The sequence below is a fragment of the Pantoea sp. GL120224-02 genome, from assembly GCF_900215395.1.
GTDB lineage: Bacteria > Pseudomonadota > Gammaproteobacteria > Enterobacterales > Enterobacteriaceae > Pantoea > Pantoea communis.
Map to the genome: position 1 here is coordinate 15,093 of NZ_OBEC01000008.1, position 20,701 is coordinate 35,793.

The 20,701-nt window shown below is 55.2% G+C and carries 21 protein-coding genes; 14 read left to right on the forward strand and 7 right to left on the reverse strand.

The features are described 5' to 3' along the window. Window position 1: 1 nt before the first annotated feature. The 8 genes from tssF to CRO33_RS15575 all read left to right on the forward strand — a co-directional run bounded on the left by tssF (window position 2) and on the right by CRO33_RS15575 (window position 7,576). Window positions 2-1,765, forward strand: coding sequence for a type VI secretion system baseplate subunit TssF (tssF, locus tag CRO33_RS15540; protein WP_097118718.1), 1,764 nt, complete (start codon window positions 2-4; stop codon window positions 1,763-1,765). Beyond that, complete coding sequence (gene tssG, locus CRO33_RS15545; RefSeq protein WP_097118719.1) at window positions 1,720-2,817, forward strand: type VI secretion system baseplate subunit TssG; 1,098 nt, start codon at window positions 1,720-1,722, stop codon at window positions 2,815-2,817. Before tssF ends, tssG begins: the two co-directional genes overlap by 46 nt. Then, window positions 2,792-3,331, forward strand: coding sequence for a type VI secretion system lipoprotein TssJ (gene tssJ, locus CRO33_RS15550; RefSeq protein ID WP_097118720.1), 540 nt, complete (start codon window positions 2,792-2,794; stop codon window positions 3,329-3,331). The genes tssG and tssJ overlap by 26 nt, the downstream gene beginning before the upstream one ends. Next, entirely contained in the window at window positions 3,331-3,771 is a 441-nt protein-coding gene (gene tssE, locus CRO33_RS15555) for a type VI secretion system baseplate subunit TssE (protein ID WP_097118721.1), read from the forward strand. Before tssJ ends, tssE begins: the two co-directional genes overlap by 1 nt. A 19-nt stretch (window positions 3,772-3,790) precedes the next feature. Beyond that, window positions 3,791-4,918: a VasL domain-containing protein gene (locus CRO33_RS15560; protein WP_097118722.1), complete on the forward strand. Its 1,128-nt coding sequence runs from the start codon at window positions 3,791-3,793 to the stop codon at window positions 4,916-4,918. A gap of 150 nt (window positions 4,919-5,068) precedes the next feature. Further along, window positions 5,069-6,400 carry a sensor histidine kinase gene (locus CRO33_RS15565; protein ID WP_097118723.1) on the forward strand — a complete coding sequence of 444 codons (1,332 nt, stop codon included), beginning with the start codon at window positions 5,069-5,071 and terminating at the stop codon, window positions 6,398-6,400. 4 nt (window positions 6,401-6,404) lie between these two features. Next, on the forward strand, window positions 6,405-7,016 hold the full coding sequence (locus CRO33_RS15570; protein ID WP_045834320.1) for a response regulator transcription factor: 612 nt from the start codon (window positions 6,405-6,407) through the stop codon (window positions 7,014-7,016). A gap of 86 nt (window positions 7,017-7,102) precedes the next feature. Beyond that, window positions 7,103-7,576, forward strand: coding sequence for a GlcG/HbpS family heme-binding protein (locus CRO33_RS15575; protein WP_097118724.1), 474 nt, complete (start codon window positions 7,103-7,105; stop codon window positions 7,574-7,576). Between the two features lie 130 nt (window positions 7,577-7,706). Here the strand turns inward: CRO33_RS15575 and CRO33_RS15580 are convergent, their stop codons facing one another. The 3 genes from CRO33_RS15580 to CRO33_RS15590 form a co-directional block, all read right to left on the reverse strand. Then, the gene (locus tag CRO33_RS15580) at window positions 7,707-8,489 is read right to left on the reverse strand and encodes a molybdate ABC transporter permease subunit (RefSeq protein WP_097118725.1); all 783 of its coding nucleotides are present in this window, start codon (window positions 8,487-8,489) and stop codon (window positions 7,707-7,709) included. Beyond that, window positions 8,489-9,412, reverse strand: coding sequence for an extracellular solute-binding protein (locus tag CRO33_RS15585; RefSeq protein WP_097118726.1), 924 nt, complete (start codon window positions 9,410-9,412; stop codon window positions 8,489-8,491). Before CRO33_RS15585 ends, CRO33_RS15580 begins: the two co-directional genes overlap by 1 nt. Window positions 9,413-9,526: 114 nt before the next feature. Next, window positions 9,527-10,087 carry a hypothetical protein gene (locus tag CRO33_RS15590; protein WP_034830218.1) on the reverse strand — a complete coding sequence of 187 codons (561 nt, stop codon included), beginning with the start codon at window positions 10,085-10,087 and terminating at the stop codon, window positions 9,527-9,529. Window positions 10,088-10,375: 288 nt separating this feature from the next. Here CRO33_RS15590 and CRO33_RS15595 point away from each other — a divergent pair, with 288 nt between their 5' ends. From CRO33_RS15595 to ahr (CRO33_RS15605), 3 genes are all read left to right on the forward strand, one after another. Beyond that, on the forward strand, window positions 10,376-10,645 hold the full coding sequence (locus CRO33_RS15595; protein ID WP_034830226.1) for a hypothetical protein: 270 nt from the start codon (window positions 10,376-10,378) through the stop codon (window positions 10,643-10,645). Window positions 10,646-10,754: 109 nt separating this feature from the next. Beyond that, the gene (gene ahr / locus CRO33_RS15600; RefSeq protein ID WP_034830227.1) at window positions 10,755-11,771 is read left to right on the forward strand and encodes an NADPH-dependent aldehyde reductase Ahr; all 1,017 of its coding nucleotides are present in this window, start codon (window positions 10,755-10,757) and stop codon (window positions 11,769-11,771) included. 257 nt (window positions 11,772-12,028) lie between these two features. Then, on the forward strand, window positions 12,029-13,045 hold the full coding sequence (gene ahr / locus CRO33_RS15605; RefSeq protein WP_097118727.1) for an NADPH-dependent aldehyde reductase Ahr: 1,017 nt from the start codon (window positions 12,029-12,031) through the stop codon (window positions 13,043-13,045). Window positions 13,046-13,088: 43 nt separating this feature from the next. Here the strand turns inward: ahr (CRO33_RS15605) and CRO33_RS15610 are convergent, their stop codons facing one another. Both CRO33_RS15610 and CRO33_RS15615 read right to left on the reverse strand, forming a co-directional pair. After that, entirely contained in the window at window positions 13,089-14,846 is a 1,758-nt protein-coding gene (locus tag CRO33_RS15610; protein ID WP_097118728.1) for a DUF2534 family protein, read from the reverse strand. Between the two features lie 62 nt (window positions 14,847-14,908). Continuing rightward, window positions 14,909-15,325 (reverse strand): DUF2946 domain-containing protein, encoded by a 417-nt coding sequence (locus CRO33_RS15615; protein WP_097118729.1) that lies wholly within the window; start codon window positions 15,323-15,325, stop codon window positions 14,909-14,911. Between the two features lie 186 nt (window positions 15,326-15,511). Between CRO33_RS15615 and CRO33_RS15620 the strand changes: the two genes are divergently transcribed. Continuing rightward, window positions 15,512-16,453 carry a D-2-hydroxyacid dehydrogenase gene (locus CRO33_RS15620; protein ID WP_097118730.1) on the forward strand — a complete coding sequence of 314 codons (942 nt, stop codon included), beginning with the start codon at window positions 15,512-15,514 and terminating at the stop codon, window positions 16,451-16,453. Window positions 16,454-16,457: 4 nt separating this feature from the next. On the opposite strand, the gene glsB is transcribed toward CRO33_RS15620, so the two are convergent. Then, window positions 16,458-17,384: a glutaminase B gene (glsB, locus tag CRO33_RS15625; RefSeq protein WP_097118893.1), complete on the reverse strand. Its 927-nt coding sequence runs from the start codon at window positions 17,382-17,384 to the stop codon at window positions 16,458-16,460. A 264-nt stretch (window positions 17,385-17,648) separates the two neighbouring features. Between glsB and CRO33_RS15630 the strand changes: the two genes are divergently transcribed. After that, a complete protein-coding gene (locus tag CRO33_RS15630; protein ID WP_097118731.1) occupies window positions 17,649-17,996 on the forward strand; it encodes a cupin domain-containing protein in 348 nt (115 codons plus the stop codon). Window positions 17,997-18,096: 100 nt separating this feature from the next. Beyond that, window positions 18,097-19,500 carry a H(+)/Cl(-) exchange transporter ClcA gene (clcA, locus tag CRO33_RS15635; protein ID WP_097118732.1) on the forward strand — a complete coding sequence of 468 codons (1,404 nt, stop codon included), beginning with the start codon at window positions 18,097-18,099 and terminating at the stop codon, window positions 19,498-19,500. On the opposite strand, the gene CRO33_RS15640 is transcribed toward clcA, so the two are convergent. Beyond that, complete coding sequence (locus CRO33_RS15640; RefSeq protein WP_097118733.1) at window positions 19,497-20,693, reverse strand: L-talarate/galactarate dehydratase; 1,197 nt, start codon at window positions 20,691-20,693, stop codon at window positions 19,497-19,499. The two genes, clcA and CRO33_RS15640, sit on opposite strands and share 4 nt — an antisense overlap. Window positions 20,694-20,701: the final 8 nt, after the last annotated feature.

Consider the following 20,701-nt stretch of genomic DNA (forward strand, 5'->3'; position numbering starts at 1 on the left):
TATGAAAGACTTAACTCTACGCTATTACGATAACGAAATGCGCTATCTGCGCGACGCCGCCAGAGAATTTGCCGAAACTCACCCTGACCGCGCCGCCATGCTCAACCTGGACCGTGCAGGCACGCCAGATCCTTTTGTGGAGCGCCTGCTTGAAGGATTTGCTTTTTCCGTCGGTCGACTGCGTCAGAAAATTGACGATGACCTGCCGGAGCTGACCGAAGGGTTGGTCAGCATGCTCTGGCCGCATTATCTGCGCACGATCCCTTCACTGAGCATAGTGTCGCTCTCGCCTGATCTGACGAAAATGAAAATGGCGGAGACCGCTCCCGCCGGGCTGGAGGTGTATTCCCGCCCGGTAGGCCCCAAAAATACTGTCTGCCACTACCGCACCACAAAGCCGGTTACGCTTAATCCGCTGTCAATCTCAGGCGTGGTCATGGGCACCGAGCCGGACGGACGTTCCGTGTTGCGTCTGCGCATAGCCAGCAGCGGGCAGGCGGACTGGAGCCAGTGTGATCTGCGTCATCTCAGCCTGTGGCTGGGAGAAGACGTGCCCGTGGCGACCGCGCTGCATCAGAGGCTGACCCGCCGTCAGGCCGCGATATACGTCCGCATGGCCGGGCAGCAGGAGCGGATCGCCCTCAACGCCTGGTTCAGCCCGGGTGGATTTGGTGAGGACGACAGGCTGTGGCCAAAGGGTGACAGCGCCTTCAGCGGCTATCAGTTGCTGCTGGAGTACTTCACCTTCCCGGAGAAGTTTCGCTTTGTGACCCTGAACGGACTGGAAGCTATCCCTCTTCCACCCGGACTCACGGGGTTCGATATTGAGGTGGTATTCAGTGAGGCGTGGCAGAGTGATTTGCCGGTGACCGATGCTTCGCTGAAACTGCACTGCGTACCGGTGATTAACCTGTTCACGCTGGAAGCTGACCCGCTGACGGTTAACGGACTGGAGAGCGAGTACCTGCTGCGCGCGAAGCGCCTGCAGGACGGACATACCGAAATTTACTCGGTGGATGCGGTCAGCGGTTCAGGGCTGACCGGTGCGGCTGAATACGTTCCGTTCACCAGTTTCCGGCACCGGGGCGGCATGATGCGACGCCTCGCACCTGAGCGCTATTTTCATACGCGCGTTCGAAAAGGCGTGACCGGGATGCACGACACCTGGCTGATACTCGGCGGTCAGCAGTGGGAGGAGGGGGAAGAGCTTTCCCGCGATACGCTCTCGCTGCGTATCACCGGCACCAACGGGCAGCTTCCCCGTCGTGCGCTGCAAAGCACCCTGCTGGACCGCTGCGAACAGGTGTTGCAGACCCCTGTCACGGTGCGCAATCTGACTCGTCCGACACTTCCTGCTTATCCACCTGCTGAGGACCGCTTTCACTGGCGGGTGCTAAGCCACCTCGGTTCCGGCTTCATCAATATGATGAATAGCGCAGAAGTGCTGCGCGGCACGCTGGCGTTGTACAACTGGCAGGATGACGAACTCTGCAACCGCAGGCTGGATGCGATTCTTGACGTACAGCATCACCGTCTGCAGCGGTTTGAGTCTGGTTACCTGCTGCGTGGTCTTGACATTGAGGTGACGCTCGACAGCAGCGGTTTTAGCGGTGATGGCGACATACACCTGTTTGGCGAGATGCTCAACCGCTTCCTGTCGCTTTATGCAGACATGAACCAGTTCATTCAGCTCTCCTTGATTATCCGGCCTGAAGGAAAATGCATCCGGTGGAAAGAGAATCACAGTCAGCGCCTGCCCGGCTAATCGCGCGGCTGGGTGACCGGCTGCCTTACATGAATTTTTACCGCTTCTGTCAGCTTCTGGAAAGGAGCGATCCCGAGGCACCTGTGCCGGGCAGCACTTGGCAGGTGCGGCACGAGCCAGTGCGCTTCCGGCCTCATCCCGGCATGGGCTTTCCGGCAGGAGAAATTCGCGGTGCAGAAGCGCCCGCTCATCCGCATCTGCCGCCCACGGTACGCATTAATTTCATGGGGCTCTATGGCACGGCGTCTCCGCTGCCGTCGCATTACATTGATGATGTGACGCGGCAGCGCGAAGGGCACGAGGCCACGCAGGATTTCCTGGATATCTTCAGCCACCGCCTGACCACGCAGTTTTACCGCATCTGGCGCAAATACACCTACCCGGCAACTTTCGCTCCTGGTGGCACCGATGACACCTCTCAGTACCTACTGGGGCTGGCGGGTCTGGGGATAAGCGGCTGTGCGCAGAATATCGCGACGCCGGTCTCGCGTTTCCTTGCGCTGCTGCCGGTGATGCTGCTGCCCGGTCGAACCGCCGAAGGAGTCTCCTCGCTAGTGAAGCTGCTGGCACCGGACACGCGCGCGCAGGTCGTGCCCTGGGATTCACGTCGTATTCCCCAATCCACCATACTGAATATGAGCACGCGCCACCCTGTCAGTCTGACGCATCGACCGGTGGTGGGGACGCATGCCACAGACGTCAACGGTCAGGTATTGCTGAGGCTGTTCACCGGCAACCCTGAGGAAGTCCGGGGATGGCTCCCCGGCGGGCAACTGCACGGCGACTTGATGGCGCTGTTGCACGTCTACCTGGGATCAAAGCTAGATGCGCGACTGGAGCTGTGCGTTTACCGCGCAATGATGCCTGATGCACAGCTAAGCTGCCGGAAGGAGGGGGCGCAGCAACTCGGGCGCACGGCGGTGCTGCCTCTGACACAAATCACGGGCTCCCGCGAGTCTAACCAGATAACCATACAGCTCGGTCGCTATCAGCGCGTCCGGGTGCAACCTTCAAGGATCGAAACCGATGAACAGGGCGACTATCGCTGGTAAAACGCTTATCCCTCTTATGCTGGCACTGAGCGTCAGCAGCTGCGGTCTGACGCAGAAAGTATCAGAGGGCACCGTCTCCGTAACAAAATCCATTTTTTTCAAGCAAATACGCACACTGCATCTCGATTTTCGCGCCCGTGAAGGGGCAAACCGCAACGCACAGGGTGCTGCGCTCTCAACCGTGGTGCGCATCTGGCAACTGAAGGACAGTAGCGCTTTTGACGCCTCAGACTACCCCTCGCTATTCACTGCTGACAGTCAGGTTCTGAAGGCGGACCTGCTGGCACAAAAGGACATCCGCATCCGCCCGGGTGAGTCAGTCAGTATTGATATGCCGATGGACGATAAGGCGGAATTCGTGGCAGTGGCTGGGCTATTCCTGTCGCCAGACACGCAGGATGATAAGTGGCGAATCTTACTGACCCGCAATGACCTCGATCCGGACAACGCGCGCGTGATTGAACTGGGTGACGGTACACTGACTTTGGTCGCGGAAAAGGCTAAAAGACCCTGATGATGCCTTCACTTTATGAGATCCTTTACGGCAATTTTAGTGGCGGGCTGGCGCTCGATGCCGTTAGCGAACGGGACCAGGTCATTCTTTCGGTGCTGGATAACCTGCAGCGCATCCTCAACACCCGCGCTGGTTCAATTGCACACATCCCCGACTACGGTTTGCCGGATATGACCCGCATCCTGCAGGGGATGCCGGGCACTGCGCACCAGCTGCTTCACACCTTTTCAAGCGTGTTGCTGAAGTACGAACCGCGCCTCAAGCGTATTGAGGTGGCATTGCTGGAACAAACGGTGCCAGGCGAATTGCGCTACGCCATTGAAGCCGAACTCACCGGTATTGGCCTGGTGCGCTACGGCACGGAATTCAAACCAGAGGGCAGAGTGTTGCTGCGTCACTTAAAGCAACAACAGTTAATGGGCAGTGGTTTGACGGGATAAACAAGGAAGGTTGCTGAATATGAATCAGGTGATTAAAACCGGTGCAGATCCGCGCACCTTACCAGGCTATTCCCAGTTGCGGGAAGAGATGAGTAAGCTGACGCATCCCGCCCGGCCCGATGTTGATTGGGGGAAAGTGGAGAGACTCACGCTGGGGTTGTTTGAACAAAATGGACTGGAGTTGCAGAGTGCGGCCTGGTTCACTTTGGCGCGTGCCAACAACGCGGGTTTGAGGGGGCTCAATGAAGGCTTGAATCTGATTGACGCGCTGGTGGTACATCAGTGGTCGATTTTCTGGCCGCTGGCGATTGATGCGCGCGCCGATATCCTCAGCGTGATGTTTCGACGTCTGCAAAGTCTTTACCGTGGCTGGCAGGTGGTGGGCAGCGAGATGGCGGCGCAGCTATTAGAAACGGAGCGGTTGCTGATATCCTTGCGTGAAGCGTTGTTACGTTTTGGTATTAGGGAATTCGCGCAGGCCAATACGTTATTGCATCAGGTCAAACACTCCATAACGCAGCTTCAAGAAAGACTGCCCTCTCCGGTACAGCTTATTCCGGCAGCACTCAACAGTGAACACCACAGCCATCCGGCTCGCGTTTATGTGGTCTATCCTGATGCGGATGAGCAGCAAGACGCGCCCACAACGGCTTCATCATTAAAATCATTTGTGAGTGGGGCCTGCTGTGCCTTACTGGCTGGCGTTTTAGTCTTTGTCTGTGGCAGTTGGTATCGATACGAACAGCATCAGCACTTGATGGCCTCTCAAGCCCTGCTCGAACAACAGCGCAGAGAGAAACAAGCGATATCGTTGGAAAAATTACAGAGCTGGCATCGTGGTATGGCGCAGTTGGAAAATATGGCTGAACAACTCAATGGACTGGATAAAACTAAAGGAAAATATCTCACGGTGAGTGAGCTTAAAACGGGGATTTTTTCCGCGATGCAGGCCTTTAACCAGCAGATTCCGGTTGAAGAGCAACTTCGACGTTATGCCGAGGGTAATGGTGATCAGCTGAGTGAACAAACGCAGACGGGATTACTGTTAAAACAGCTGATGTTTCGTTATCAACTCATACAACAGGATCACGCAGAGTCGCTTACCGTTCGGGAAAAAGCCAATCTAAATCAAAGTCGTACCAGGTAGACTTCTGAAATCAGCGCTAAACCAGTAAAACAGATTGAATCCAATGGGTGGGCAGGTTACAACGTTGCAAAACCATGAATGGATGCTGGTGCAGTATCGACAACCCTCCTGACCCGGAGGGCTTTTTTATCGCTTTAACAACGGAAAACTATGCCTCACACTTACCGCCCATGGATGAAAAGGTATTGGCTGGTCTGGCTACTTCTCACGCTGGTGACTTTGTTCGCATTACTTGCCGAACAAATCCTGGATCAACAGCGCACGCATGAAGCGGAATTCCATCAGCAGTTCAGTCGTATTGCGGCCTATTTAACGCAGAATGAAACTCTGTTGCCATTATTGACGGGTGATGAAAACCTCACTGAATTGCAGAAGAAATTTCCGCAAATCGTGCAGCTTGAGCACACACAGAACAGGCCGCTAACCGGCCCGCGGTTTGAAGATGCCAGCGAAGGACGGTACTGGCTGTATAACCCCTATCGACAATTCCGCATGCTGGTGGATTTGCATTTTGCCGTGCAAGCCCCAGAGGTCGGGCTGGCACTTGCATTTCATATTCATTCTCAGCCCGCAATATTAACTTTGGCCTATTCTGAAACGGCGCGCTGGCAATGGCAGCGTCCGTTTATCAACCTCTACCAACCTTTTCTAATTAAAGGCAGCGCGAATCCTGATTGGCGTGCGCTGCATGTCGCTCCGCCCCTGCTGGCTTTGACGTTGTGGCTCATCATCGGTTTTCTCGGTTGGGGATTATTGCGTCACTGGCGACAAAACGTCGAAATGCGTCTGCGGGCTGACTATTTCCAGCGCACGCGGCGTGAATCTTTGGGTGAATTCACGGCGGGTATCATCCATGAAATTAACCAGCCGCTCACCGCGATTAACACGTGGTTACACACCAGTCAGCTGCTGCTTAAGCAAGGCAAACACGATAGCCTGCCGCAGACACTCGGTGCCATCAGTTTACAAACTGAACGATTGGCCGGATTGCTGCAACGTTTTCGCGACATTGTCAGCGAACGCCCGGTGGCGATGACTGCGATCGGTGTTGAATCAACATGGCGGCGAGTCACGGTGCTATTACAACAAGAACTGGATGCGGGCGCTGTGGTGCTTCATCAGCAGTTTCAGCATGACCACGCGCGTGTTATCGGCGACGAACAATGGCTCGAACAGGTCTTTCACAATCTGCTACAAAATGCGATCCACATGCAGCAAGGGCAGGCGGATGCGTGGGTGGCTATCAATTCAGAACGCCTGGCGCACGAGATTAAAATCATCATCAGTGATAACGGACCAGGCTTTTCTGTCGAAGGATTAGCGCAGGCCTGTATGCCGTTTTACAGCTCGCGACCAGAAAGCATGGGGCTTGGCATGACGCTGGTTGAGAGCTTGATGTTACGCATGAATGGCCAGCTGCGGCTGGCAAACCGCGCCGAAGGCGGCGCGGAAATCACCCTAATTTTCCCACTGGCGGAGTAACGGAATGAGCGCAAAAGTTTGGTTAGTGGATGATGATTTGTCGGTGCGTGAATCATTGGGTTTTCTCTTGAGAACGCTGGAATATGACGTTGCCGACTTTGCTGATTTGGCCTCATTTGAGGCGGCTACGTCAGCGCAGGAACCGCTGCGCGGCTGTTTGTTGCTGGACGTCCGCATGCCGGGCATCAGTGGCCTTAGCTGGTTGGCAGAGAAGGGCGAAAGGCATCCGCTGCTGCCGGTGATCATCATGACCGGTCATGGCACGATTGAAGCCTGTCGCCGTGCGTTCCGTCAGGGGGCTTTCGAGTTCTACACCAAACCGTTAGAGATTGAACCGTTGCTGGAAAGCGTGCACCAGGCAATGCATGAAAGTGAACAGCGCGCGCAGCGCTGGCAGGCGCAACAGATTTTGCAGTCGCGTTTTGCATTGTTGTCGGTGCGTGAAAACGAAGTGATGCAACTGATGATTGCCGGGCAAACCAGTAAAGAGATAGCGCGTGATTTATCGCTGTCACCACGAACGGTTGAAGCCCATCGCGCCGCAGTTCTGACTAAACTGGAAATGGACAATCTTGCGCAACTGATTCACGCCTGGCAGCAACTTAACCAGGTATAACTACCTGGCAGAACGCGTGATCACCCGAATATTTATTAACCTGCTCTCATTTTACAGTGTCACCTAACATAACTCAGGAGTGACACATGACTATTCGCCTTTCTTTGATTGCTGCTGCGGCGGCATTTGTTTCTTTTGGCAGCCAGGCCGCCGTGACTGAATCCAATCTGTCATTGGCTGAGGCGCAAAAACTGGCCAGCGTAGCTATTCAGTCCTGCGCAGCAAAAAATTACAATGTCACCGTGACAGTAGTAGATCGCGCAGGTTTAGTGACTGCGGTACAGCGTATGGACAATGCCGGTCCGCACACCGTAGAAGCGAGCCGTATGAAGGCCTACACCGCGTTGAGTACCAGGAATCTGAGTGGCAAAGTGATGGAAACGGCACAGAACAATCCAGGCGCGCAGAATATGCGTGACGTACCAGGCTTTCTGCTGTTAGCCGGTGGCGTGCCGGTAAAAAGTGGTAATCAGGTGATTGGTGCGATTGGTGTCGGTGGTGCGCCGGGCGGTAATCTTGATGAGGCTTGCGCGCTGGATGCATTGAAAGCGATTGATTAAGTCATGATGGGCGCAATATATTGCGCCCATCAAGCACATGGTCTGTCGTGTCATTTCAATTAGCCTGTCCAACATAGCCAGGGCACGTCCTGCAGGCCACCCGCTACGGAATATCGGTTTCCCTGCCGCGCTATGACTCCACTGATGAACTGCCATAACGTACGCGTCTTGACGTCACAAAACACAGCAGCGGCACCGGTAAGGTAAACAACAGCAGCAACCACAGCAGTACGTACACCGCATCGACGCCGTCATTTTGCAGATTGTTATAAAGCTGAACCGGCATGCCCTGAGGGAAATAGGCGAAAATCATGACAATGCCGAACTCACCCATGGCGCGCACCCACGCCAAAGCTGTTGCAGAGGCCAAACCCGGCGCGGCCAGCGGAACCGACAAACGCCAAAATCCTTGCCACGGTGAGGCACCTAAGGTACGACCGGCATCCAGAATATCCTGCGGAACGCCCGCAAAAGCGGAACGCGCAGTGGTAATGAAGTAGGGCAGTGCGCCGTACCATTGCGCCAGAATAAACGCGGCAGGATTGTTAACCAGCGTCCAGCCAAATTTCCCCAGTAATTCCCCCGGAACACTATAAGGTCCGTAAGCGCTCACCAGTAAAATCCCCATTGCCAGCGGAGGCGTCAGTAATGGAATCATCACCAACAGTTCCACAATGGCGCGTGCGCGACCCTTTGCCTGCGACAACCACCACGCCACCGGCAATCCGCTGATAAAGATCAACAGCAGCGCAATCGCGCCCAATCCCAAAGAGGTGGAGATGGCACTGCCATCGCCCCAGGCAAGGTGCATGTGCTGCCATTGAGTGACACCAATCAGGGTGACGAATGGCACTGCCAGCAACATCAGTGCTGGCAGTGACAACCAAAGCGCGGTGGCGTGACCGGTCTTCATTACTGATAAACAGCTCCGCCTTTCGGCGCGGCGTAGCCATTCTGTTTAAACAGCGCCTGACCTGGCTTACTCAGCATGAAATCGACAAAGGCTTTACCCGCCGCCGCACCGTGCGGAGCGTTTTTCAGCACGGCTGCGTAGTAAACCAGCGGTTGAGTGTGCAGCACTTTATCTTTGCCCGCGCTATCTTTGACGCTGAAGCTGACAGTGTCATACCACTGTTTTGCCATGTCTGGGTTGCTCAGGTTGATCTCATCCGGCAGCGCCACGTAAGGCAGATGCGCGGATATCACTTCACTCTCATAACCTGCCGCGGCATCGACCTGACCACTCTCCAGACGAGCCAGCAGGCCACCTTCAAGATGGGTCTGAGCAGGGTTTTGGTAGCCACCAAGAATTTTATCGGCGATGCCCGGCTGCTTGTAATACTTCTCAGCCAGCAGCAGGGTAAAGATAATGTTCTGGCCTTTTGGATCGTTAATCGGATCAGTACGCCCGAACTTAATGCCCGGTGTCGCCAGCACTTTCAGCCAGCTAGCGTCTGTGCCTTTGGCCTGTGCAAACTGCTGAGCAAATTTCCCTTTAGGGCTGTACGCCACCACCATGCTGGTGCTGGCAACCGGTACGGCACCATCAATCAATCCAGCATCTTTTAAGATCTGCATCGGGCCTGGCGTGATGGAGACGAACACGTCAGCAGTGATTTTTTTACTCGCCAGCAGACGTGCCATGCCGTATGCGCCCTGGCCTTGCCCTTCATATTTTCCGTCGTTCTGTTTGGCAAAGGCTGGACCTAAAGACTGGTCCATCACTTTCCCCATCGAACCAGCATAAGTTACGCGAATATCGGTACTGGCTTGTGCTTGCAGGCTGAGGCCCGCGGCGGCGGTTAACATCAATGCTGTGAGGTATCTGACTTGCATTCCCTTTCTCGCTATATAATTAGGTAGATAACGATTATCGGAAATTGTGCAATCAGTGCAAGCTGAAATCTGTTGCGAAATATGGGGATAGCCCGCCGGAGCGGGCTGACGACATCAGGCGAGAATGCGCTGTGCCCAGGACTCAATATCATCACCGCTGCCAATATCCAACTGCACCAGGCCGTTGGTGATAAAGGTGGGTGAGACGTGAATACCGTTCTGGCGCGAATATTTACAATGCCATTTAATTTCGTTCTGCAGCTCGGCGCGCAGGAACGGCGCGTGTGCATCGATGCCGCTGTACTGCTGCAAACGTGCAAGGATTTGGTTCGGCGTCGCGTCCATATTGGGCCCATGACTGTGATCGGTGAACTCAAACTCCTCACGATGATCGGCGACCGCCTGCAGCACACGTTTTGCAGCGGCTTTGCCCTCTGGCAAAGTGGATGCGGCGAGGATGTAACGAACGATCAGTCCGGAATACATATGCCATGGCTGGGATTGCAGCCGAATCTTCAGCGTCATCTTATCTTCCCCCACCAATGCCAGCAGCGCATCCAGCTTATTAAAAGCACGGACTGAGAACGGGCAGGTAGGTTCCAGAAACACTTCAAACACTTTGGGGCCGTGGCCCCAGATTAATGGATCGGCGTGTAAAGCAGTGGTTTGACTCATATTCATTCCCTGTTGCGAGGTTAAACGTTGCCCTACTTTGGCAAAGCGCGGCGACGACAGCCAGCTTAGGTTTATGCTTTTTTGTTACAAGGACATTTGCGGTCGTCAGCACGATGCAAAATAAAAATCATTTTATAGATCCGTTAACTACAAGAATGTCCGCTGTTCCGGCATTTGCTCAGAAAATAAGCGGCTATAGTTATGCCAGCTTTGTTCTCTTTTTGTGCGGTCAGCGCCGCACGGTTTATTCATTTGCCTGGAGCCAATAGATAAGCAACGAGGTTCAATGTGTTTGCCGAAATATCCTGGAAAATCATCCATCAGGTCATTAACCAGACCATCGCGGAGATGGTGGATGAGCAGCAAACGTTGGATGTGATAACCCTGCGTAGACGGTTGCGTGAAATGGCCGAAAACGAAACAGATGAAGAGATGGTGCTGTGTTACTGGCAAGCCAGCAAAGTGCTGACGCGCTTGCCGGCCACAGTAACAGCCAGCCAGTTGGTTGAAGCGGCACGCCACGCTTTTCGCAGCCCGCTCAATCATGATCCGCTTTAACCTTGAATGCTTTTCTTACAAATCGCGGATAATTGATTGATTTATCGTCATAATCCTGGCGTGCGCTCTGCTAAACTAGAGCGTCAAAACGCTGAAACAGAGGACAGTAATGAAAATCAAAAGTTATGCCGCGATGAACGCAGGCGAAGCGCTGGTGCCTTTTGAGTATGAGGCCGGTCCGCTGGCAGCTGAAGAGGTACAGGTTGAGGTCGATTACTGTGGCGTTTGCCACTCTGACCTGTCGATGATTGATAACGAGTGGGGCATCTCAGCCTTCCCGGTGATCGCGGGCCATGAAGTGATTGGCCGCATCAGTGCATTAGGTGAAGCCGCACAGAATAAAGGGCTGAAAGTTGGTCAGCGCGTGGGCATCGGCTGGACAGCGAAAAGCTGCCAGCACTGTAATGCCTGTATCAACGGTGAGCAGGTTAACTGCGAAAACGGTTCAGTGCCAACCATCATGAACAAAGGTGGTTTCGCCAGCCATCTGCGTGCTGACTGGCAATGGGTGATCCCGCTGCCAGAGTCAATGGATATCACCACTGCCGGCCCACTGCTGTGCGGCGGTATCACCGTGTTCAAACCGCTGCTGATGCACAACATCAATGCCACCAGTCGTGTGGGCGTGATCGGCATCGGTGGCCTTGGCCACATGGCGATCAAACTGTTGCGTGCGATGGGTGCGGAAGTGACTGCGTTCAGCTCCAACGCCAGTAAAACGGAATCTATCCTGGCGATGGGTGCGGATCGCGTGGTGAACAGCCGTGATCCACAAGCATTGAACGCGCTGGCAGGCCAGTTTGATCTGATCATCAGCACCGTTGCGGTTGATTTGGACTGGCAACCGTACTTCCAGGCGCTGGCACCGCACGGTAAATTCCACACCGTGGGTGCCGTGATGAAGCCCTTTGAAGTTCCGGCTTTCAGCCTGATCATGGGTGACCGTGCCGTGACAGGATCATCCACCGGTTCTCCGGGCCAGTTGCGTTCGTTAATGAAACTGGCATCGCGTGCTGACGTTGCGCCAACGGTAGAAGCGTTCCCGATGTCGAAAATCAACGACGCGCTGGATCATGTCCGCGCCGGTAAAGCGAATTACCGCGTAGTGCTGAAAGCGGATTTCTAACATGGTGATAAAGTCGGCAGCCGTGCCCTTGCAACTTCAATGTCAGATGAGGGTCCGACTATTGCGTTGCAGTGCAGCCATGCCGACCTGAAGTCTTACGGTGCGCAGCGTGCGCACCGATTCTTCGCCCCTCCATTCTTAAGCTGCATCGTCCTTCCAAACAGCATTCCCCTTACTAATAACCTGATTATTCAGCATTATATTGCTCATCACTTTGCTACTCTGATGCTCTATCGAGCAAAACTCCGAGGACAGCGATGAAGATTTCCAGCTATGCCGCTCTGCAAGCGGGTGAGGCGTTAGTGCCTTATGAATATGATGCCGGCCCGCTGGCAGCGGAAGACGTACAGGTTGAAGTCGATTACTGCGGCGTGTGCCATTCCGACTTGTCGATGATCGACAATGAGTGGGGCGGTTCACGTTATCCGTTGATTGCCGGACATGAAGTGATTGGTCGCGTGGCGGCGCTGGGAGAGGCGGCGCAAAACAAAGGGCTCAGCATCGGGCAACGCGTCGGTATCGGCTGGACGGCAAAAAGCTGCCATCACTGTGATGCCTGCATCGCAGGCGATCAGGTCAATTGCGAAAATGGCAAAGTCTCGACCATTAATAACCGTGGTGGTTTCGCCAGCCATCTTCGTGCCAATTGGCAATGGGTGATCCCGTTGCCCGAGTCGTTGGATTTGGCGTCTGCGGGTCCACTGCTGTGCGGTGGTATCACGGTATTTAAGCCGTTACTCATGCATAACATCAACGCCACCAGCCGCGTAGGGGTGATTGGTATCGGTGGGTTAGGACACATGGCGATTAAGCTGCTGCGTGCGATGGGCGCGGAAGTCACCGCCTTCAGCTCCAATGCCAGTAAAACCGACTCCATTCTGGCGATGGGCGCCAATCGGGTGGTAAACAGCCGCGATGCGGAAGCCCTGAATGCATTAACTGGTCAGTTTGATCTGATCATCAGCACCGTTGCCGTGGATTTAGACTGGAAGCCCTACTACCAGGCACTGGCGCGACAAGGCAAGTTCCACACGGTGGGCGCGGTGATGAAGCCGTTTGAGGTTCCGGCGTTCAGTTTGATTGTCGGCGATCGTGCGCTAACAGGATCTTCAACCGGTTCTCCCGCTCAGTTGCGTACCTTGCTCAAGTTAGCCGCCCGCGTGGATATCGCTCCACAGGTGGAGGAATTTCCGATGTCGCAGGTCAATGCCGCGTTAGAACATGTGAGAGCGGGAAAAGCCCATTATCGCGTGGTACTCAAAGCGGATTTTTAAGTCTCGTTGATGAGATGAGGTGCGCATCCTTGCGCACCAACCCTTATTTACCTTGTGGATCGCTTTCGCCCAGGAAGAAATACCACAACGGAATCGACATCAGTGCGGTGAACACTGCGCTGTATAAGGCAATCATCAACCCCTGCGTGATGTACATCGTCAATGACCAGTGGCTAAACGGGATACCGTATTGATCGATCACTCCGCCAATAATCGCATTGCTCATCACCGAAACGACAATCACCGCCAGAATGCACACGCCGCGCAGGAAGTTACGCATCTCCTTGCGCTTCACCGTAAAGCGGGCGCGAATAATGCCAAGCGGTGACTGCTGCGACGCCAGAATCTCTGCTTCGGTCATCGGAACACGTTGCTGTTTACGCCAGCGCAGAATATCGATCAGTAAAAACGCCAGCAGGCTTACGCCCATCACCGGCAGCGCATAACCCAGCGCCAACGCCACTATCAAGCAGGTGCCTTTACTGTAGTGCGGTATGGCGAGCCAGGTTTCGGTTAATGTTTTCGCCGGGCTGGCTTCCGCTTGCTGCGGACGGCGAGCCCACCACATGCGATAACCCAGCACGATCATCGTGCATAAACCAAGTCCAAAGAACGCCAACAGCAGTTGGTTAGGCAAGCCAAACAGCACGCCCATATGCGCATCCACGCCCCAGCGCGTCAGTTTTGCCACCAGTGGGAACTGGGCGAAATAGACGTGATCAACAATCGTGAAGTCCTGCGGATTTACGGAAACCGCATCAACCCGTGTCGGCCAGCTTCGATCGATTTCGGTCACTGCCCATGCTTTGTCCGCGCTTTTCGGCTGACGTAACTCTAGCTTACTGGCGCTCAATCCATCCTGGCGGGCGGCGTTGAGTACGCGATCCCAGTCACTGTCCGGCAGATTGTCAGGCATTGGCTTCGCGGGCTGTGCAACCGGTTTTGTCATTGATGACATCGACATTTTGGACATGTCCATATCCGACATATCCATATCAGGCATCCCTGGCATGCTGTGATGGTCAGCATGAGGATCGGCGGGCGCCGTATCGCCATTGAGTGAGGTGTTGACCTGCGGTGTCAGCCAGTTCAACTCCGTACGCCAGCGGTCAATATTATTACCCGCCCACTGCGACCAGGTTAAACCGGTGGCGGAGAAGAATACCAATCCCAGCACCAGCGTTAGACCCAGCGTGATATGCCAGTGGCGGCTAAAGGCGAATCCCTTGCGCGCGGCTTTCAGCTTACGTTTCGGGCGCGTGCCCAGCCACAGCACCACGCCGCCCAGTGCGGCAACCCACAACCAGGACGCCGCGAGCTCGCTGTAGTTGCGGCCAAAATCACCCAACAGCAGACTGCTGTGCAGCAGATCAAGCGTGGTACGCAACGGCAGTACACCGCTGGTGCCGTACACCGTCATATCGCCTTTAACTTTCAGGCTATAAGGATCGATAAACACCGCGCGAGACTGCGAAGCACCCAGTGAGGCATCGCTGAACTGTACGCGAGTGGTATCCGTTGCGCCTGGCGCAGGCCGCACAGCGTAAATGTGCTGTTTCTCACCTGCGTAGGCGCGTGCCGCGCTGATTTGCGCAGACAGTGGCTGCGCAGGGCCATTGGGTTGTGCCGTTAACGCATCGGAGTAGATGACGTTTTCCAGTTGTGGCGTCAGCACATAGAGCGTGCCGCTGAGTGCCGCGACAAAAATAAAGGGCGCGACAAACAGGCCAATATAAAAATGTAAGCGACGAAGTAGATTAAGCACCGCACCACGCGGTGCTGCAGAGTAAGCAGCAGACAAAGCCGTCTTCCTTCCGGTTAGAGAATGCCGTGACGCAAAAAGGTGCGTCGTTAATGATGTTATCAGCAGGAGAGAACAGCAGGCGGCGCACGCGGACGGTGTGTTGGGCTAAAGCGTCGGATCACCGGAGCCTGCAGAGGCGGCAGCGGTGGGGCGCGAGAAATCACCATCATCAGCCAGATGAACGGGATGAACACCCACATCATCAACGGCACATGCACCAGCAAGTCACAGTAGCCGCAGGCGAATTCACCGTCTTCCATCATGTGATGGTCCATGCCCGGCATCGCCATATCCATCATCATTTCGTGATGATGCATCGACATTTCAGACGTCATGCCGTGGGACGGCATATCCATCATGCGGCTTTGCCGTTCCATCAACGACTTCGATACGATCGGCGCGACAAACAGCAGCAGCACCGCCAGGATGGCGATACAGGCAGTCAGGCGCTGGCGAAGTTGATGTGAAAAGGTCATGGCGGCGACGAAATGATTCAACAAATGAGGCCGAAGTGTAACGCCATTGCCGCAGAAGGGTTACAGAAACTCAGGCTAATTTAGAAAAAATTCGCACCTTTTGAAAAAAGTCACTTTACGCGCTGTATTTGTTAACCTAAATGCAACCTGATGAGAACAGTGCGGAAACATGTAAACGGAGAAGCGATGAAAATAGTGATGCTGGATGGTGATACGCTGCCTACACCGCCGACACGCCCGGAGTGGTGTACGGAATGGGATTTTCGTGGAACAACGGCACAGCACGACATTATTTCTGCCTTAAAGGGCGCGCAGATTGCCATCACCAACAAAGTGCCGCTGCGCGCGGAAACACTGAAACAGTTGCCGGATCTGCGCTACATCTGTGTCGCGGCAACGGGTTACGACTGCATCGATTTGGATGCATGTCGTGAACGCGGCATTGTGGTCAGTAATGTGCCCGGCTACTCCACGCGAAGCGTCTCCGAAGGCGTGATTGCCGCCTTATTTGCCCTGCGTCGCCATCTGGTGGATTACGCCAACAGCACGCGCGCGGCCTGGCCTGCATCGTCGCATTTTTGTGTGCATCGCCAGCCGATTCAGGATATTTTCGGTGCGACCTTAGGGATTGTCGGCAAAGGCGACATCGGCAGCGCGGTGGGTGCGATGGCAGAAGCGCTCGGCATGACGGTACTCTACGCGGACCGCAAAGGCAGTTCAGCGCCGCGCGCTGGTTATGTTCCGTTTGAAGAGGTGCTGGCGCGTAGTGATGTGTTGAGCTTGCATTGCCCGCTGACGCCGCAAACTCAGCAGTTAATCGATTTGCAGGCGCTGGCGCAGATGAAGCCGTCAGCCTGGCTAATCAACACTGCACGCGGTGGACTGATCAATGAAACGGAACTGGCCCACGCGCTGCGTCAGGGTGTGATTGCCGGTGCAGCGCTGGATGTGCTCAGCAGTGAACCACCAGCAGCCGATCATCCGCTGTTGCAACCGGAAATTCCTAACCTGCTGCTGACACCACACATCGCCTGGGCCAGCCAGCAAGGTGTGACGAATCTGCTGCGCGGCATCGAAGCCAATCTGGAAGGATTTGCTCAGGGCACCCCATCACATGTGGTGAGCTGAGCGTTTAAAAAATCGAGCGACCCAGTCGCTCGGTAAGTTTCTCCAGCAGCGCGGTGCCCGCCAGGGAGTTGCCTGAGTGATCCAGCGCCGGCGACCACACCGCGATACACATCTCTCCGGGAATAACTGCAACAATGCCGCCGCCCACACCCGACTTCGCGGGCATTCCTACACGCCAGGCGAACTCGCCAGCGCCGTCATACATGCCGCTGGTCATCATCAGCGCATTGACCTGGCGTGCCTGCCGCGGTGAAATCACGGCCCACTCATCGTGTTGGCTGCGTCCTTGATTGGCGAGATAGAGGAAGGTGCGCGCCAGCTCTTCACAACTCATCGACAGCGAGCAGTAATGGAAGTAGGTTTCCATCACTTTGCTGACGTCATTGTGAAAATTGCCAAACGACTTCATCAGCCAGGCAATCGCGGCATTGCGAGCGGAATGCTCGTATTCAGAGCGCGCAACCACACGGTCATAGTGAATATCGTTTTGCTGTGCCAGACGACGCACAATCTCCAGCATGCGCTGACGTGGTGCGGTCAGGCGGCCTTCCAGCAAATCGCACATCACCAGCGCACCGGCGTTGATAAAAGGGTTACGCGGCTTGCCCTGTTCCAGCTCTAGCTGAACCAGCGAGTTAAACGCCTGTCCGGAAGGCTCTTTGCCCACGCGCTGCCAGATTTCAGCATCGTCATAGAGCGTCAACGCTACAGTCAGCGACAACACTTTGGAAATCGACTGAATGGAAAAACGCGTGGAAGCATCGCCCGCCTGAAAATGCTGCCCATCTGGCGTGACAATGGCGATGCCGAGCTGATCGGCATCGACACCGGCCAGCGCGGGAATGTAATCCGCCACTTTACCCTGACGCGTTAACGGACGGACTTCAGCGACAATTTCTTCCAGCAATCCATTTGTGAGTTCTGACACCAGATGGCTCCAATTTTCTTGTTTTTCCGTTTCAAATACGTTTTCGGCGTGTTTCATAGCACGTATCTGCAGTCATGAAGCCGCTATCAGCTGCGCAATAAAGAGTATGGCAATCGAAGTGCGGTAGTAGAGACAGCATGATCTTTAAGGCCAGGATCATGGTGATTTGCCCCTAACACGTCAACGGGCGACGTAAAATTCTGTGAGCCTTCCAGGTGAAGCATGCGTTACAGTGCATAAATCCAGCAAAAACATCGGGCTCATATCATGTTCACCAATCTGTTGCGTGATTTTCCGTCTGCGGCGCAAACCGGCAGCGCCGAAACCTTCGAAGCACTGCTGTCACAACCCAATGTACTGATTGAACGTATCGTTTCAACCGGACAGGCCAGTCCGCCGGATTTCTGGTACTGCCAGACGCAAGGTGAATGGGTGATGATTTTACAGGGTTCGGCTGGATTGCAGTTGGAAGGCGAAAGCGAAGAGCGCACACTGTTACCCGGTGATTTTATCGATATCCCGGCGGGCTGCCACCACCGCGTTAACTGGACCGATAGCCAGGGCCCCACGGTATGGCTGGCGGTGCATTACGGAGAGCTGCCCAGCCAACCGTAAAATTCTGTTGCCAATGATTGCGTTACGCTCTCGCCAGCTTTGGCTATGCTGACGGCTTTTCGTCGCCGGAGATGCGGCGCTGATGTAATTGAGGATCTGCATGTCTGTTTCGCAAAATGCCACTCAGCCTGAGAATACGATGCGCGCCGGGCGCTTTATGTTGCTGCAAAAGCTGTTGCGTCGCGATAAAACCCCCGTGGCGTTGTTGCTGTTGGCCGCACTGGTCGGTGTGCTCACAGGTCTGGTCGGCGTTGCCTTTGACCGCGCGGTCAATTTCATCCTGCATTTACGCCTCAACTGGCTGGAAAGTGCCGTCACGCATCCGATTTTAAAAGTCCTGTGTGCTTTTCTGGTCGCCGCCATTCTCGGCGCTATTGGTTACTTTCTGGTGCGGCGATTCGCGCCGGAAGCGGGCGGATCAGGCATACCCGAAATCGAAGGGGCGCTGGAAGAACTGCGTCCGGTGCGCTGGTGGCGCGTGCTGCCGGTGAAGTTTATCGGCGGCATGGGTGCACTGGGCTCAGGCATGGTGCTAGGGCGCGAAGGCCCAACCGTGCAGATTGGCGGCAATATTGGCGGCATGTGTCTGGATCTGTTCCGCGTTAAATCGTCTGAATCCCGCCACACCTTAATCGCTACCGGCGCAGCGGCGGGGTTATCGGCGGCTTTTAATGCGCCGCTGGCAGGCATCCTGTTTATTATCGAAGAGATGCGTCCGCAGTTTCGCTACAGCCTGATTTCAATCAAAGCAGTGTTTGTCGGCGTGATCGTTTCCAGCATCGTATTTCGTTTGTGTAACGGGAATGAAGCCATCATCAACATCGGCCAGTTGCGCGATGCGCCAACCAATACACTATGGCTGTATCTGTTGCTCGGCATCCTGTTTGGCGGCTGCGGTGTGGCGTTTAACCGCCTGATATTTCTCGCGCAGGATCAGTTTCAACGATTACATCAAGGCCGCATTGCCGCCTGGGTAATGTGGGGCAGCCTGCTGGCGGGATTGTGTGGTGTGCTTGGCCTGTTTCTGCCTGCTGCCGTGAGTGGGGGGATCACGCTGATTCCCGATTTCTCTGCGGGAAGTTACAGCGCGCTGGCCTTGTTCGGTCTGTTCGCCCTGCGGACATTGGTGACAATTTGCTGCTTCTCTTCAGGCGCGCCGGGCGGGATCTTTGCGCCGATGCTCACCCTGGGCACCTTACTGGGTACCTGTTTTGGTCAACTGTGCATTCACTGGTTCCCCGGTTATCAACTGGAGGCCGCGACCTTTGCCGTAGCAGGCATGGGCGCACTGTTTGCCGCTTCGGTGCGCGCGCCCTTAACCGGCATCGTGCTGGTGTTGGAAATGACCAACAACTACCAGTTGATTCTGCCGATGATCATCACCTGCCTGGGTGCAACGCTTGCCGCACAGTTCTTTGGCGGCAAGCCGCTGTACTCTTCAATTCTGGCGCGCACGCTGGCTAAGGCTCAGCTCAGCGGTCACGCCAGTGCAAAGACACACTAAGGACGTTTACCCACGCTATGCGTCAGCGTGGTCCAGCGGCGCGCCTGTTCGCTAAGACTGAAGCCGAGGCCGTGACGATCGGATATCAACATACGACCGTCACGCAGTTCTAACTGCTCATTGAACAGCGGGTTGAGCCATTCAAAATGCTCCAGCCAGGGTTCGATGGGATAGGCTGCTGCGAGATGAATGTGAATCTCCATCGCGAAGTGGGGTGCCAGTTTACGTCCGTGGCGCGCCGCCAGACCCATGATCTGCAAGAATGGCGTAATACCGCCCACGCGCGGCGCATCCGGCTGCACAAAGTCGCTGGCGTTGCCAAGGATGAGTTGCTCATGTTCACGGAAGCTGGTGAGCATCTCACCGGTGGCAATCGGCGTATCTAACGCGGCAGTCAGTGCTGCGTGGCCTTCCACGTCATAGGCATCGAGCGGTTCTTCGATCCACACCAGATTGAACTGCTCCATCTTACGTCCCATGCGAATCGCTGTTTCACGATCCCACTGCTGGTTCGCGTCCACCATTAGCGGGAAATCATCGCCCAGCGTCTGACGCACCGCAGTGAGGCGCCGCAAGTCTTCAGCGGTGTTGGGTTGGCCGACTTTGAGTTTGATGCCGCCAATGCCATTTTCACGCGAGATAGCCACATTTTTGATCACCTGATCAAGCGGCGTATGCAGGAAACCGCCCGAAGTGTTGTAGCACTGCACGGAATCACGATGCGCGCCGAGCAGCTTTGCCAGGGGTAATTGGGCACGCCGTGCTTTCATATCCCAAAGTGCAATATCAAACGGTGAAATCGCCTGCACCGCCATGCCGCTGCGGCCCACGGACGCGCCTGCCCACAGCAGTTTGGTGTAAATCTTGTCGATGTCATTGGGATCTTCACCAATCAGCGCATCGGCAATTTCACAAGCATGGGCGTAAATGCCCTGGCCGCCCGCGCGTTTGGAATAGCTGAAGCCGATGCCCTGAAAGCCGTCACGCGTTTCGATCTCCGCGACGATGATCGCCACTTCTGTCAGCGGCTTCTGGCGTCCAGTCAGCACTTTGGCATCGCTCACCGGCGTGGCCAGCGGCAAAAACGCCAGTGACAGATTGACCCAAACGATGCGGTCACCGCTCTCGGAGGCATTACCGGCTCCTGTTGTTTTGGCATAGCTTACGGCACTGGAATTCACACTCGACATGATGTTCTCCT